The organism is Leptospira bourretii, assembly GCF_004770145.1.
Classification (GTDB): Bacteria; Spirochaetota; Leptospiria; order Leptospirales; family Leptospiraceae; genus Leptospira_A; species Leptospira_A bourretii.
The window spans coordinates 39,759-55,134 of record NZ_RQFW01000005.1 but is presented as its reverse complement, the minus strand read 5'-3'; the positions used below and the strand labels follow the sequence as shown (position 1 = coordinate 55,134).

Sequence of the window (15,376 nt, the reverse complement as noted above, 5' to 3'; positions counted from 1 at the left end):
TCACGAATTGGAAATCGCACTTTATCGCCCAGAAATACCTCCTAACACGGGTAATATTGCAAGACTCTGTGTCAATGTCGGAGTTCCTCTCTCTATTGTCGGGGAACCGTCTTTTGATCTGTCAGAAAAAGCTGTACGGCGTGCGGGTCTAGACTATTGGAAAGATTTGGATCTTCGTCGTTTTGCAGATTTTGAAGCATTTAGAAGCCAGAAAGAAGCGGAAGGCAGTCGGATTTTCCTGGTTTCTAAATTTGGAACCAAAGTGTACTGGGATGTCAACTTCCAGAAAACGGATGTTTTTTTGTTTGGGAGAGAAACCTCAGGACTTCCGGAAGAAATCCACAAGTCTTGCCCTCCAGAACATATTATTTCCTTACCTATGGCAGAGGTGAGTCGTTCGATCAATCTTTCCAATGCGGTTGCCATTGTACTTTATGAAGCACTGCGCCAAGAAAAAACACGGACTAATCCTTAAAGGATAAAACAATTTACAACTCTTCCGTTCCCGTTGAAATGGGAATATATGCCGTTCCCTCTCTCCAGAACTGAGTTAGAGAAAGAAGTGAAGACTTTGTTCTCCAATGGCCTCTCGGGGAATGTGAACGATTTTTACTCCTGGGTGTTTATGGAAACCCAGCGAAAATTCAAAGATAACCCCAATACAACTTTGGAAGGCATCACCTCTCTTCTCGAAGAATTGATCAAAGACGAAATCATTACCACTAACCCTTTGGACCCAAGGGAATATTTTATTGCAGAATCTTCACCTATCACTCGCAAGATGGGAACGACCGAACAGTTTGTAATTCTTGGTGCTCTTTCCTATAACCCGATGCAATATGTTCGTGCCAGGCTTGATTATTTTCTGAAACGGAACGGAATTGTCGAAGAGTTGCGAATGGATCTATGCATTGCCACTGTGGAAGCTGTGGAAAATGCCGCAAAGTATGGTGACGGAGGTGGAGTGGAAGTGATCTTTCAGATCGATAAACACAAAACCTTTACCATAGAAATGATCAATACGGTAAAAGACTTTAATCTAGAAGATGATATTCAGAGAGGTAAGTTTTCTTCCACAGCAACGCTCATGCGTGGTATGATGGTCATGCAAAAACTTTTCGATTCGGTGGATTTAGAAATCAGCGACAATCGAAAACAAGCTATACTCAAAGCAACTCGTAAACTAACATAGGTTCCTATGGCAAATTTTAAAATGGTTTCTCCTTTTAAGGCAGCCGGAGACCAGGTCAAAGCAATTGAAGATATTGCTAAGTCCTTCGGCGAGGGTAAAAATAAAATTACACTGGTTGGTGTGACTGGTTCAGGAAAGACCTTTACCATGGCAGAAGTCATCGCCCGTGTCAAAAAACCAACTCTCATTTTGTCACATAACAAAACTCTTGCAGCCCAGCTCTTTCGTGAGTTTAAAGAATTTTTTCCAGAAAATGCTGTCGAGTATTTTGTCTCATATTACGACTATTACCAACCAGAAGCCTATGTTCCTTCTTCTGATACCTTCATTGAAAAAGATATGTCAATGAACGAAGAGATCGACAAACTTCGGTTACGTGCCACTTCTAGTTTGTTGGAACGAGATGATGTCATCATTGTAAGTTCTGTATCTTGTATTTATGGTTTAGGTTCTCCCGAAGACTATATGAACTCTGTGGTTATGTTAAGGATCGGAGATAAAATTGATAGGGACCAAATCATTCGAAAATTTCTCCATATCCAATATGCAAGAAACGATATAGACTTTAGTCGTGGTAATTTCCGTGTGCGTGGGGATACCATTGAAATTATGCCTTCTTATCAAGAAGAGGGAATTCGGATTGAACTATTTGGAGATGAAATTGATGGACTCTCCAAAATTGATCCACTCACCGGAAAGGTAAAAATGAAACTAGACCGAGTGGTGGTTTATCCAGCAAAACACTTTATCACTTCTGGTCCCAAAATCAAAGATGCCATTGAAAAAATAAAAGAAGAGATGGCGGAACAAAAAGATAAGTTCCTTAAACAAGGCAAACACTTAGAAGCCGAACGAATTGAATCTAGAACCAATTATGATATGGAGATGTTGGTTGAACTTGGTTATTGTAGTGGGATTGAAAATTATTCTCGTCACCTAACGGGAAGAAGTGAAGGAGAAAGGCCTGCTTGTTTACTCGATTATTTTCCCAATTTAGATTTTTTACTGATCATTGACGAATCCCATGTGACCCTTCCGCAAATAGGTGGGATGTATGCGGGGGATAGGTCCAGAAAACTAACGTTAGTTGATTTTGGGTTTCGCCTCCCGAGTGCATTGGACAATCGGCCTTTGAATTTTGAGGAATTTGAGACTCTCACACCAATGACTTTGTATGTTTCGGCCACTCCGGACCAAAAAGAAATTGATAAAAGTGAAGCAGTCATTGAACAAATCATTCGACCAACGGGTCTACTGGATCCAGTTGTAGAAGTTCGTCCCACGACAAACCAAATTGAAGATTTGCTAAACGAAATCAGACTTCGTATTGAAAAAAAAGAGCGAATCCTGATTACCACTCTGACCAAAAAAATGTCAGAAGATTTAACTGACTATTATAAGGAAGTTGGATTAAAAATTGCTTACCTTCATTCGGAGATTGATACCATTGAACGAACGGAGATCATTCGAGATTTACGTAAAGGTGTTTATGATTGTATCGTGGGGATCAACTTACTCCGAGAAGGTTTGGACATTCCGGAAGTTTCCCTTGTTGCGATTTTAGATGCTGACAAAGAGGGTTTTTTACGGAATTATAAATCCCTGATCCAGACCATTGGGCGGGCTGCAAGGAATGTGAATGGGAAGGCCATTTTGTATGCAGACCGAATGACTGATTCCATGAAAAAAGCAATCAGCGAAACGGAACGCCGCCGTCTAATCCAAGAAGCACACAACACGGCAATGGGGATCACTCCTCAAAGTATCATTAAAGAAATTCATGATATCCTTCCACGTGAAATGGCGGAAGAGGATAGCAAAGAAGAAGCACTCAAGGAAATGGAAAAAGAATTTACCTTGAAGAAATACAAAACCAAAGACAAGTTACGCGATGCTTTAAAAAGAGAAATGTTGCGTTATGCTTCGGATTTGGATTTTGAAAAAGCGGCCATGTTTCGAGATAAGATGTTAGCACTCGGGCCTGATAAAATAGAGTCATAAGGTAGGATTTTGATTGGAAACAAATGAATTTTGGGAAAACTCAACAAAACTGGCGAGAATGGAAGACTCTCTTCCAAAACAAATTTTTCTTCTCCCCATTAAGGTAAGGCCAGTATTCCCAGGAATCATCACGCCTTTAATTGTTCCTCCCGGCAGGTTCATCCAATCCATTGAAGAATCATCCAAAGGGGCTGGGTTTTTAGGTCTTATCCTTCTCAAAGAAGATGAATCGGATCTTCCATCGGAAGATAATATTTTTCAAATCGGGGTAGTAGCTCGAATTTTGAAAAAAATCAATCTGCCTGATGGTGGGATGAATATTTTAGTAAACACGATCCAAAGATTCAAAATCAATTCTATACATACAAAAGAGCCGGTATTGATAGCTAACGTAAGTTATCCGGAAGAGGAATTAGGAACTAGCAAAAATAATATCAAAGCTCTGATGAGAACCTTACTCATTTTGACCAAGGAACTCGCACAAAACAATCCTCTGTTTACAGAAGATATGAAACTGACTATGATGAATGTGAACGAACCAGCAAAAATGGCTGATTTTGTTTGTTCGATTCTGAATTTAGAAAAAGAAGAATACCAATCTGTCATTGAAGCTGTCCAAATTAACGATCGTTTAGAGAAGGTTTTATTATTTCTAAAAAAAGAAATTGAGTTGGTAGTTCTTCAGAAAAAAATCCAAGAACAAATTAACGATAAAATTGATAACCAACAACGCCAATTTTTTCTCAGAGAACAACTAAAAGCCATTCAGCAAGAGTTAGGTGCAGGGGAAGATAAAACAGAACTCAAATATGAAAAACTTTTAGAAAGATTAAAGTCCATCCCCGTTGCTGAGGAAATCATCACAGAGGTAGACCGCGAGATTGATAAGTTTAAAAACTCAGATCCGATTTCAAGCGATTACAATGTCATTCGAAATTATTTAGATTTAGTGGATTCCTTACCTTGGGAAAAACCTTCTGAAAAAGATGTAAACTTGATTCATGCCAAAAAAATTCTCAATCGGGATCATCACAAATTGGAAGATGTGAAGGAAAGGATCTTAGAGTTTCTTGCAGTTCATAAACTAAATCCAAAAAGCAAAGGATCGATCCTTTGTTTGGTGGGACCTCCTGGCGTTGGTAAAACATCTATTGCAAAGTCTGTTGCAGAAGCACTTGGTAGAAAGTTTTTTCGATTTTCTGTGGGTGGTGTTAGAGATGAAGCAGAAATCAAAGGGCATAGAAGAACTTATATTGGTGCCATGCCAGGGAAACTCATCAATGCATTAAAAATCACAAAGGAAAGAGACACTGTGATTCTTTTGGATGAAATTGATAAGATGTCGCAAGGATACCAAGGAGATCCTCAATCAGCTTTGCTTGAGGTTTTGGATCCAGAACAAAATTCAAATTTTCGAGACCATTATTTAGATTTACCTTTTGATCTCTCTGATGTACTATTCATCGCCACTGCAAATACATTTGAGCCAATTCCTCGGGTGTTACTAGATCGTATGGAAGTGATTCAGTTATCTGGATATATCACAGAAGAAAAAGTACAAATTTTCCAAAAGTATCTTTGGAAAAAGATATTTGAAAAAAATGGATTAAATCCAGATTCTTTTTCGATGAAAAAGGAAACTGTGGCCCTTCTCATCAATTCCTATTCAAGGGAATCCGGTCTACGAGGACTCGAAAAAACATTTGATAAGTTGGTTCGTAAAATTGCCCTAAAACAAGTGTTAAAGGAAAAGTATTCCAAGGAAATTCGGGAAAAGGATTTGGTTGAATACCTTGGACCTCCTCCATTTGTTGATGACCGAATGACAATTCCAAAAGTTCCAGGTACGGCGCTTGGTCTTGCTTGGACCAATGCAGGTGGTTCAACACTCCTGATTGAAGCAGTTCTCATCCCAGGAAAGGGTGGTCTCACTCTTACTGGCCAAATGGGAAAAATGATGGAGGAGTCAGCTAACATTGCGTTGTCGTTTGTAAAAAATTATGTAAACAATGATAGTTTGTTTGAAAAGAAGGCCATCCATTTGCATGTTCCTGACGGGGCAACTCCCAAAGATGGTCCTAGTGCGGGAATCACAATGGCCACAGCTCTTTTGTCGCTTGTGACAGATCAGGTGATTGCTCCCGGTTTTGGTATGACCGGAGAATTAACGTTAACTGGTGAGGTGCTTGCGATTGGCGGATTACGAGAAAAAATCGTGGCTGCCAAACGTGTGGGAGTGAAAAAAATCATTTTCCCTAAAGATAATGAAAAAGCTTTCCAAGAAATTCCTGATTATGTAAAGCGGGGAGTTACTTTTTATCCTGTGACTCGTTTCGAAGAAGTAGAAAAACTAGTTTTTCCTAAATCCAAAGGTAAAAAGAAATGAACCATCGAACCAATTCCTTTTTTCTCATTCTAGAAGTATTGTATGGTCATTTAAAAGATCTAATTCGTTTTTTCTGGGTTAGGCGAGTCAGGTTTTTTACTTTAGGAATTGTATTTGGAATTTTTTTATCTTTTTTCTTTTTAGGTGGAGCTTATGTGGTGTGGTCTGGAGAAGAAGCTCGAGTCCATAAGTCATTAGAGAAATATAGATCGGAAGTCTCTAACTTTTACGATAGTTTCCAACCAAAGTCAGTGAAGATTTTGGATCGAAGTGGCAAAGTGATGGGTGAGTTCTACAGGAGAAACTTTCGTCCGATCCGAACTGATAATTTAGGAAAACACAATGTGATTGTATGGGCAGTTCTTTCTTCCGAGGATAGAGAGTTTTTTTCCCACTCTGGTTTGAATTATACGGCCATTGGTCGAGCAGTTGTTACCAATTTGGTGCAGTTTCGATTGTCACAAGGTGGATCTACCATCTCACAACAGTTAGCAAAACTTACCTTAAACTTAGGGAAACGTAATTTATTTAACAAATTAACCGAACTCTATTGTACCTTCTATATCGAAAGCCAATATTCAAAAGAAGAAATTTTGGCCATGTATTTAAACCAAATATTTTTGGGAGAAGGGAATACTGGTGTAGAAGAAGCGGCAAGATATTATTTTAGAAAACCCGCATCAGAACTAAGCCCAGAAGAGGCTGCCTTACTTGTCGGGATTATTCCTGCACCAAGTGTATACAACCCTGTTCGGAATCTAGGAATAGCACTTTCTAGACAAAAACGTGTGTTATATGACATGGCAAGGAACCCAGAACTCCATCCTTCACAAAAAGAAATCCCACATAAGTTTTCCGATTCCATAGAACTAAATTTAAAAAAGTTTAAAACCATCTATAAGGTAAAGGAAAACAAAGACGAAGAGGGTAATCCAAAGTATTCAAGTGAAATTGGGAAATATGGTGCTGATAAAGACTTTCGTGTTAACTTAGCTCCTGATTTTAATTCAGAAATTCGAAGATTTATTTTAGAAAAGTTTTCTAATGAGGACTTAGAAGAACGTGGTCTACTTGTTTATACAACTTTAGACTTAGAAAAACAAAGACTCGCCGAAGAAGCATTACGAGTAGGAGTTGATTCCGTCCGAGCAGATCTCACCAAACAAGAGTCAGATTACCAGAGTAAAGGAAAGGCTGATTTAGCAGAGGTCACCCGTGCGATTTTACCACAGTTGAGTGGCTCCATGATTTCATTAGATCCTGAAACGGGAGATGTGGAAGCAATGGTAGGTGGTTATAAAATTTCAAATGTCTTTCGATTTAACAGGGCAGAAGATGCAAGAAGACAACCTGGTTCCACCATCAAGGCACTTGTGTATGCACTAGCCTTTGAAAAACGCATAGTCAATCCATCATCCAAAATTAAAGACGAAAAATTAGATATCTCGGGATATTCGCCAAAAAACTGGTACAAAGGATATAAGGGAGAAATCACGGTTAGACAAGCATTGGCTCAGTCGGTCAACACCGTCTCTGTTAAGTTATTACATGAAATTGGAATTTCTTATTTTGTTCAAAAATTAAGTGCCATCCTTTCGATTCCTGAAGAAGAAGCCGATGTCCGATTCCAAAGAAATTTATCCTTAGCACTTGGGTCTGGGGAACTTAGTCCTATGGAACTATCTGTAATTTATGCTACCCTGATGAATGGGGGAAGGCGAGTCACACCTAGGAAAATTTTGAAGATAACCGATTTGGATGGAAACGAATTTTATAGCACAGTTGCCAATGAAGCCGCAGAACAAATCTTAGATCCTGTTGCCTGTGCTATGGCAATCAACACCCTACAATCAGTTTTGACAGAAGAAGGAACCATGACTTTGAAGCGAAAAGAAGGAGAACCTTTTTTATACGCTGGAAAAACAGGTACCGTCCAATCTCCCAAACTAAAATCATCAAGGTGGAAAGGTTTGAAAGGGGTTCGTGATGTCTGGTTTGCAGGTTTAACTCCAAGGAATGTAACGGTTGTTTGGGTAGGGCATGATGAAGGAGCACCTTTCCCTGGTTCGGGGTCAGGGGTTTCTGGTGGGATTTGGTACCGATACACACAAAATGTAAAATCAAAACTCGGAATGGGGAATCAATTGATTTCGAATTTCGTAGGGGATTTTGTAAAAGTAGATGTTTGTGCTGATGACGGAACCATCATTGAATCCACTCCGGATTACGTTTGTAAGGTGCCTTTGTATGCGCAGTATTACTATATTGGTGATTTGCCGCCTAAACGAGCAGGTTTTGCAAAACAAGAACCTTTGAACCAAAATACAAACCTGAAACCAGAACCAATGGATGAGGATGATTCGGAAATTTCTACCTATGATTCACAAGGAAGTCGTATCCAGCCAACGGCAGTGGATTCAGTGGAATTAGAACCACCTCTTATAGAAAATCGGCGAGCACGTTATAACGAAGAAACTCCTTAGAAACCAAATAGTTTTCCTGGATCGACCAAAGAAATATCCAGGGTTTGTCCTTACGTATGATTTCTATTGCTTTGATTGCATCTTGGTTGTTCTTAAAAGGTTTATCTAAAATATTTCCCACCTCTTTGTTTTGATAAAAAGAGCGGTTCCCGCCATTGCCTACTTTATTCGGATGAAATAGTGGGTCTAAAAAATTCCAAACAGAATCAAAATCAGAATACCAAGTGAGTAATGTAAGATCTCCTTTACCTTCCCCGTTTTCTTTATACAAGGGAGCTTTTTCCATTGGTTTTAGTTTGATGGTAAGACCAATTTCTTCTAATGCTTGTTTAATGGCTCTTCCTTTGGCTTGGTTTTCGTCATCGCCACGCATTCGAAATTCCAATTCCATCAATTTAATTTTGGGAAAACATGTGGATTGTTCTAGTTCTTTTTTCGCCAAATCTTTGTTATATATTTCGCCGGTTATAGTTTTTCCTTTCGCCATTTTTTCGATGTATTGAATGGGAACTGGACCATAACTAAGATCTGCATGGTTTTCTAGGAGTTTACTGATGATAAGTTCGCGGGGTATGGAAAAATTGACTGCGGCGCGGAAGTGGTTATCAAAGCAGGGATTCTTTTGGTTGATTGCCACATATTGAACAGATCTACCTTTTTTGGTAACAGTGAATTCAGAATTTGCCTCAGGCAAAGAAAGAAGAAAGTCAGTGAGTTTAAACGCATCTAACTTTCCTTTCCGATATAAAAACAAAGAAGTAGAAGATTGTGGTAAGATGAGAAAACGGATTTTTTCCGGAAAATTCTTGTCCTCTTCTTTTTGTCTTTGGACGTCGATGTATTCATTTTTTTTCCAATCGATGAGTTTGTATTTTCCATAGGATTTGAAAGTATTCGTCTCCCATTCTTTTTTCCCAATAATAGAAGCAAAAGGTAAACTGAGTTTCTCTTTCCATTCGGTTTCCAAAGTGCCCGGCTTAAATTCTAACTCCAGTTGATTTTCTGGTAAACTTTGAACTTGGACTAAGAACTGATAGTCCCTTTTTCTTGGATAGGATTCTAGGACCAAACGAGACAAACTAAACTGAATGTCTTCCACAGATGGGGAGGAAGGATTCATTTGGAACCACCAAAGGTTCTTTGTTGGATGAGGGATTTTTCTGTAAGAAAGAATCCAAGGAGAGTGGAATCCTTCTGGATTTTGGATCCAAAGGCCCTGGTGGATGAATTTCGCCAATTTTTGACCCGATAAATCAGTGATATGGAGGGGATCTAAATGTGCCGGATCGGAGGGAAGTGCAATTTTTAAATCAAAATCAGGAGTTTCCTTCCGGCAAAAAGTGAGGGACAAGAGAAAGAAAACAAGGGATAAGGTTCTCATACGTGAAGATTTATCGAAAACTCTGGCCATACTTAACAAAATACAAATACAGACTTAGCCTCGGTGTTTTCTTGTCTATATTTGTTTCCATTTTTAATGGGGCCTCCCTCACGTCTCTCATTCCGATTTTTGACTCTTTGGGAACAGGTGAGAATTATAAGTTTCAAATTGCGTTAACGAAAAAGGACCAATCTCTCCTGGCGGAATATAAAAAACCCGATCGTTTGGAAGGTCTCAAATATTGGGAATGGCAATTTGCAAATCTAAAACAGAGCACAAACGAAGAACTCGCTGATAAAAAGCCAGATGACTTAGTTTATCTATTTTGCCTCATCATTTTACCAATTTATTTTTTGAAGTTAATTTGCCTCGCAGGAACAGTTTACTTTGTCAACTCAGCAGGACTTCTTGCAGTCAGTGACCTCAGGCAAGCTTTATATAAAAAACTCCAGGTATTGCCTCTCAACGAGTTTTATCGTGAAAAAACTGGCGTACTGATGAGTCGAGTGATCAACGACGTCGATATTGTAGGCAAAGTAGTTTCGAATGATTTAAAAGATGCTATCAATGATTTCTTTTATATCGTGACCCACTTAATCATTTTACTTGTGTTAAGTTGGAAATTGTTTTTTTTACTATTTATTGTTATTCCTTTAATTGTCGGCCCCGTAAGCACATTTGCTGATCGGATTAGAAGGACCACTAAGAACCAACAAGAACAATTGTCTGAATTAAACGGTGACCTACAAGAGGTCATTTCTGGAATTCGAGTCATCCGAGCTTTTTCCATGGAGGACAAAGAAGCAAATCGATTTTTGAAGGTTAATCAAAATCTATCTGACAAAACTTTTAAAACGCATTTTTATCACCAAATTGGCCCCGCCTTGACAGAGTTATCTGGTTCAGTTGTTACAATGGTATTTTTAGGGATTGGTGCTTATTTATTAGAAGACGCCAGTTTTTCTAAAGGGATGTTTATTGCATTTTTTCTTACATTGATATTCCTGATGCGTCCACTGAAACAAATGAGTATTCTTGTAAATTTAATTCAGGCTTCCGTTATTGCAAGTGATCGTGTGTTTGAAATTTTAGGAAGAAATGTGGATATTAAGGAGCTGGAAGTCCCAAATCAATTAGGTCCACTCTCAAAATCTATCGAGTATAAAAATGTTTCTTATTTGTATCCCAACACCGAAATTTATGCATTAAAGAATATCAATCTTACGCTTCCGCGTGGAGGTACCATCGCCATTGTTGGTTCTTCTGGAGCCGGAAAATCTACGTTAGTCGACCTTTTGCCTAGACTAATTGATCCAAGTGAAGGTGGAATTTTTTGGGATGAGGTGAATGCAAAGGATCTGAGTTTAGATAATTTACGTAAACGGATTGGAGTAGTATCTCAAAATATTTTTCTATTTAACGGTTCGGTTCGTGAGAATATTGCTTTTGGAAAACCAGATGCTTCTGAAGAAGAAATAAGACGTGCTGCCGAGGATGCATTTGCTTCAGAGTTTATTGAGGCCTTCGAAGAAGGTTATGATACCATTGTTGGAGAACGTGGTGTTATGTTGTCCGGTGGCCAAAGACAAAGGATTTCTATTGCGAGAACATTACTTGCAAATCCTGAAGTTTTGATTTTGGATGAAGCCACTTCAGCCTTAGACACAGAATCGGAACGTCTGATCCAACAAGCATTCGTCAGGCTGTATGAAAATAAAACAGTTATAATCATTGCACACCGTTTATCGACGGTTAAAATAGCAGATACAATTTATTATTTAGAAAATGGTGAAATAGTGGAAAGTGGAAGTCATGCGGATTTACTCAAAAACCAAAATTCTAAATACAAACGTTTGTATGATATGCAGTTTTCTAGTTCTACCTAACTAAAAGTAGGATCGTTTTTAAGCGATCCTACTGGTTCCGCAGTTAGGACAAAACTTTGCATTTGGTACAGCTACAAACGAACCACAGTTAGAGCAAGTCCAGTTTTCATTGATTTTTGGAGTATTTAAAACAGTTACATTTGTCTTTTTGGTTTTTAATTCCAGTTCGACGGAATCCAAAGCCTCTATATAAGGAAGTGACTGAATTTGGAACTCTTCTTCTGTTAATTTTCCTGAGTCAAAATCAGAACGAATGTCTTTCAGTGAATCGAGTAGGTTTCTTTTTTTTTCAGCAATTGGTTTTAGATGGGCATCTTCATCCTTTCCGAAAGGAGATTCATCCAGACGAAACCGGTAGTGGAATAACACAAAAGGAGCGATCAGAATGATTCCAAAAACGAGACAATACAGATATAAGAGAAAATCCATACGTTCAGAATTTGGACTTTTTATTTTTAGGCAATCTCTTTATCTTTGGTCATAGAAGAGATTTTACACTTATGGCCGTTACAAACTCACTGATTGAACAAAAATTAAAAACTGCAGAAGAGGTGGCAGCACTTCTGCCCCAACATGTCACTCTAGGCTGTTCTGGATTTACACCAGCAGGATACCCAAAACTCATTCCGGTTGCCTTTGCCAAAAGAATCGAAGAAGAAAAACAAAAAGGAAAAGAATTTTCAATTAACTTGTATGCCGGTGCTTCTACGGGTGAAGAACTAGATGGTGCTTTGGCAAGAACAGGTGCCTTAAAATTACGAATTCCCTACCAATCCAATTCCCATCTTCGTAACCTCATCAACCAAGGGGAAACGGATTTCATCGATATGCACTTATCTCATGTTGTAAAATACATTGAACATGGGATTTTGCCAAAAATTGATGTTGCGATTGTGGAAGCCATTGACGTTACAGTAGATGGAAAAATTTATTTATCAACCTCTTCTGGTATGAGTGCAACTTACATCCGCAATGCGGAATCCGTTTTCGTTGAGTTAACTGATACACATCCCCTGGAATTAAAAGGATACCATGATATTTATCTTCCAAACCATCATGAGAAGGGACTTCCAATCAATATACTCACACCAGGAGATCGGATTGGATTACCATACATCCAAGTTCCGCCCGATAAAATCAAAGGGATTGTTCGTTCTAGTAAACCTGATGCAGCAACTGTTTTCAAAACTCCCGACGAAGATTGCCAAAACATTGCCGCTCATGTTTTATCTTTTATCCAACATGAAATTAAAATGGGAAGAATTCCAAAAGAATATCTACCATTTCAAAACGGAGTGGGGAACATAGCTAACGCAGTTCTTGCCAGTATGGCAAAAGATCCAAACTTCCACTCAATCCAAATGTATACAGAGGTGGTTCAGGATTCTGTTTTTGATTTGATCGATGCAGGAAAATTAGATATTGCTTCAACCTCTGCTTTAACTTTCTCTGAAGCAGGACTAAAAAGATTCCATGAGAATATCGCCGAATGGAAATCCAAATTTGTCATTCGCCCACAAGAGATATCCAACCATCCTGAAGTGATTCGAAGAATGGGACTGATTGCTATGAATACTGCCATCGAAGTTGATATTTATGGAAATGTAAACTCCACTCACGTGATGGGGACATCTATGATGAATGGAATAGGTGGCTCAGGTGACTTTACGAGAAATTCCCACTTGTGTATTTTTATGACACCATCTCTTGCCAAAGATGGAAATATTTCTGCTGTGGTTCCAATGGTATCACATACAGATCATAATGAACATTCAACAATGGTATTTGTCACGGAACAAGGCTTAGCTGATTTGAGAGGTTGTCCTCCTAAAAAAAGAGCAGAGCTGATTATCAATAACTGTGCTCATCCCATTTATCGTGATAAACTTCGTGAATATTATGAAAATGCCCTTCGTGTTTCCAAAGGAAAACACACTCCGCATGATTTGGAACGTGCACTTTCTTGGCATGTCCAATTCTTAAAAACAGGAAGTATGAAGTGATTGCAGTTGTTGGTTCTGGGATTGCAGGACTGACTGCCGCTTGGGCCATACGTAAATTTAAAGATGTAACTTTATTTGAAAAACATCCAGAGATTGGTATGGCTGCGTTTGGCGCCAAACAAATGATTGATGGGGGAGAGGTTGAGTTTGATATCCCTTTTAGAACCATCAAACGTGACTATTACCCAACTTTATTTCAGGTTTACGAAAAAGCGGGAATTAAAACAAGACCAGTTGATTATTCCTTTCGAGTTGAATCCAATGGTGATTCTGTTTTTGGATTTCGTTCCCATCAAATTTTCGGTATTCCGTTTGGAATTCCAACAATAAACTCATTTGTTTCATGGAAAGGACGAAGAATTTTCTCCGACTTACTAAAGTTTTATGCCAACGCAAAAGATGATTGGAAACGAGAAAGTCGCAATATTTCAATTTTAGATTTTCTGATTAAATATGGTTATTCTAACGAATTTATTTACGAATTTTTACTCCCCACCTTTGCACTTGTGAATACTTGTAAAACAGAAACTGTGGGTGCCTATCCTGCTGAAACAATTATCGGTTATCATTCTCGGGGTTATTCTTATACACCACAAGAAACGGCAAGTTTAGGAACAAGAGATATCGTAAATCGTCTTACTCAAAATTTAGAAAACGTAAGTTTGAATGCCGACATCCAAAAGATCTACAAAAAAGATGGTAAAACAATCATTCAGTTTGCAAACCAAGAAAAAACATTTGATCACGTGATCCTTTCCACACAAGCAAACCAAGGAAAAGATCTTCTTGGGGCTGGATTTGAGTTAGAAAAAGAAATTCTCGGCGAATTTCGTTATGAATCAAGTGATGTTGTTTTACATACTGATCAGTCTTATTTTTTAAATCCATCAGTCTCATTGGTGTTTAAGGTTAGGGATGGTTTTGATAAACCAGAAGTTACTTTGGACTTAGGGAGAATCATCCCGGAGCTTAAGGGCAAAAAAATCTTCCAAACATGGAATCCCCATAAACTTCCTAAGGACAATGATATCTTAAAGCTTGCGAAGTTTGAAAGGCCTGTCATGGATGATCGAACGGCAAAGGCCATTCAAAGGATCACTGCATTACATTCTGAACCGGATCGTAATCTTTGGTTATGTGGGTCTTATTCTCTTTATGGAATTCCTCTTTTAGAAGCAGGAGCAAAATCTTCTTTGCTCGTCGCATCTAAGTTACTCAATCAAAACATTGATGACTTGATTCGAAACTGACAAAAGGGTTTTCTATTTTTGAAAAACGTAGTAATGATAACTAAGACAAAATTGTTTGGTAAACCAATTTAAAACTTTACCAAATGTTTTTAGAGAAGCCGGTAGATTTTCTGAATATTTAATAAATCCATAAAGAACCGGTTTTGTCCAATTCTCTTCTTTTATTTGTTTGAAGCCAATGGATTTTAAATCTTGAATGGTTTCCTCGACTAACTTCAAATTGCCTTTGGGAATGAGAAAGGGAAGATACAACCACCAAAAGTTTTTTTTCTTTTTTTCTGTAATTTGAAAATTTGTAAATACAAGTCTTCCGCCAGGTTTTAAAACTCTGTAACTTTCACGATAAAACGCATTTAAGTTTTTAAAATGATAGGAGGCGTCTAAAGAAAAAACATAATGATAGGAAGAATCATCCAAAGTTGTGATTTTTTCCCAACTCCCTTCTAAAAAAGGAGAAACTGCTATCTTGTTTTCGGTAAACAATTGTTTTGCGAAATCTGATTGTTCCCCAGGTAAATTGATAGCAGACAATTTTTTTGGATTGTACTTTTTTGCAAAGTAAACCAAACTGCCGCCGAGTCCCGAACCCACCTCTAAAATTTTTGTTTTTTCTTCTAACTGACAGCCTTCGGCAAATTCTGATACAAACCGAAGTCCTGCCGTTTCATAAGAAATTTCTCCATCCCAATACCCAAAATTGGAAAGGTAGTAGGGAGGCGCCTGGGGAAGGACGGTGGCTGGTGATTTTGAGAAAGGGAAAGGTGTCATTTTTTGCTTGATGGAATCTTATACCC

The 15,376-nt window shown here is 38.4% G+C and carries 11 protein-coding genes; 8 read left to right on the top strand and 3 right to left on the bottom strand.

Annotated features, from left to right (window positions below; genetic code table 11):
* Window positions 1-7: 7 nt before the first annotated feature.
* The 5 genes from EHQ47_RS01830 (at window position 8) to EHQ47_RS01810 (ending at window position 8,062) form a co-directional block, all read left to right on the top strand.
* The gene (locus EHQ47_RS01830; RefSeq protein WP_135749218.1) at window positions 8-475 is read left to right on the top strand and encodes a tRNA (cytidine(34)-2'-O)-methyltransferase; all 468 of its coding nucleotides are present in this window, start codon (window positions 8-10) and stop codon (window positions 473-475) included.
* 123 nt (window positions 476-598) lie between these two features.
* Window positions 599-1,192 carry an ATP-binding protein gene (locus tag EHQ47_RS01825; RefSeq protein ID WP_244290172.1) on the top strand — a complete coding sequence of 198 codons (594 nt, stop codon included), beginning with the start codon at window positions 599-601 and terminating at the stop codon, window positions 1,190-1,192.
* Window positions 1,193-1,198: 6 nt separating this feature from the next.
* Entirely contained in the window at window positions 1,199-3,193 is a 1,995-nt protein-coding gene (uvrB, locus tag EHQ47_RS01820; RefSeq protein WP_135776442.1) for an excinuclease ABC subunit UvrB, read from the top strand.
* A 58-nt stretch (window positions 3,194-3,251) separates the two neighbouring features.
* A complete protein-coding gene (lon, locus tag EHQ47_RS01815; RefSeq protein WP_244290223.1) occupies window positions 3,252-5,579 on the top strand; it encodes an endopeptidase La in 2,328 nt (775 codons plus the stop codon).
* Window positions 5,576-8,062 carry a transglycosylase domain-containing protein gene (locus EHQ47_RS01810; protein WP_135749214.1) on the top strand — a complete coding sequence of 829 codons (2,487 nt, stop codon included), beginning with the start codon at window positions 5,576-5,578 and terminating at the stop codon, window positions 8,060-8,062. Before lon ends, EHQ47_RS01810 begins: the two co-directional genes overlap by 4 nt.
* Here EHQ47_RS01810 and EHQ47_RS01805 read toward each other — a convergent pair.
* Window positions 8,019-9,443, bottom strand: coding sequence for an ABC transporter substrate-binding protein (locus tag EHQ47_RS01805; RefSeq protein ID WP_135776441.1), 1,425 nt, complete (start codon window positions 9,441-9,443; stop codon window positions 8,019-8,021). The genes EHQ47_RS01810 and EHQ47_RS01805 overlap by 44 nt on opposite strands.
* Window positions 9,444-9,445: 2 nt before the next feature.
* On the opposite strand from EHQ47_RS01805, the gene EHQ47_RS01800 reads away from it, so the two are divergent.
* Window positions 9,446-11,329 (top strand): ABC transporter ATP-binding protein, encoded by a 1,884-nt coding sequence (locus EHQ47_RS01800; RefSeq protein ID WP_135749212.1) that lies wholly within the window; start codon window positions 9,446-9,448, stop codon window positions 11,327-11,329.
* A gap of 18 nt (window positions 11,330-11,347) precedes the next feature.
* Here the strand turns inward: EHQ47_RS01800 and EHQ47_RS01795 are convergent, their stop codons facing one another.
* Window positions 11,348-11,758 (bottom strand): zinc ribbon domain-containing protein, encoded by a 411-nt coding sequence (locus EHQ47_RS01795; protein ID WP_135776440.1) that lies wholly within the window; start codon window positions 11,756-11,758, stop codon window positions 11,348-11,350.
* A 71-nt stretch (window positions 11,759-11,829) separates the two neighbouring features.
* Here EHQ47_RS01795 and EHQ47_RS01790 point away from each other — a divergent pair, with 71 nt between their 5' ends.
* On the top strand, window positions 11,830-13,332 hold the full coding sequence (locus EHQ47_RS01790) for a succinate CoA transferase (protein ID WP_135776439.1): 1,503 nt from the start codon (window positions 11,830-11,832) through the stop codon (window positions 13,330-13,332).
* Window positions 13,329-14,582, top strand: coding sequence for an FAD-dependent oxidoreductase (locus EHQ47_RS01785; protein ID WP_135776438.1), 1,254 nt, complete (start codon window positions 13,329-13,331; stop codon window positions 14,580-14,582). Before EHQ47_RS01790 ends, EHQ47_RS01785 begins: the two co-directional genes overlap by 4 nt.
* A 12-nt stretch (window positions 14,583-14,594) precedes the next feature.
* Here the strand turns inward: EHQ47_RS01785 and EHQ47_RS01780 are convergent, their stop codons facing one another.
* On the bottom strand, window positions 14,595-15,350 hold the full coding sequence (locus EHQ47_RS01780; protein ID WP_135776437.1) for an SAM-dependent methyltransferase: 756 nt from the start codon (window positions 15,348-15,350) through the stop codon (window positions 14,595-14,597).
* Between the last annotated feature and the right edge of the window lie 26 nt (window positions 15,351-15,376).

Excerpts from the sequence above, each read along its gene's own strand:
- EHQ47_RS01795 (WP_135776440.1), bottom strand. The coding sequence starts at position 11,758 with ATGGATTTTCTCTTATATCTGTATTGTCTCGTTTTTGGAATCATTCTG.
- uvrB (WP_135776442.1), top strand. The coding sequence starts at position 1,199 with ATGGCAAATTTTAAAATGGTTTCTCCTTTTAAGGCAGCCGGAGACCAG.
- EHQ47_RS01810 (WP_135749214.1), top strand. The coding sequence starts at position 5,576 with ATGAACCATCGAACCAATTCCTTTTTTCTCATTCTAGAAGTATTGTAT.
- EHQ47_RS01805 (WP_135776441.1), bottom strand. The coding sequence starts at position 9,443 with ATGAGAACCTTATCCCTTGTTTTCTTTCTCTTGTCCCTCACTTTTTGC.
- EHQ47_RS01790 (WP_135776439.1), top strand. The coding sequence starts at position 11,830 with ATGGCCGTTACAAACTCACTGATTGAACAAAAATTAAAAACTGCAGAA.
- EHQ47_RS01780 (WP_135776437.1), bottom strand. The coding sequence starts at position 15,350 with ATGACACCTTTCCCTTTCTCAAAATCACCAGCCACCGTCCTTCCCCAG.
- lon (WP_244290223.1), top strand. The coding sequence starts at position 3,252 with ATGGAAGACTCTCTTCCAAAACAAATTTTTCTTCTCCCCATTAAGGTA.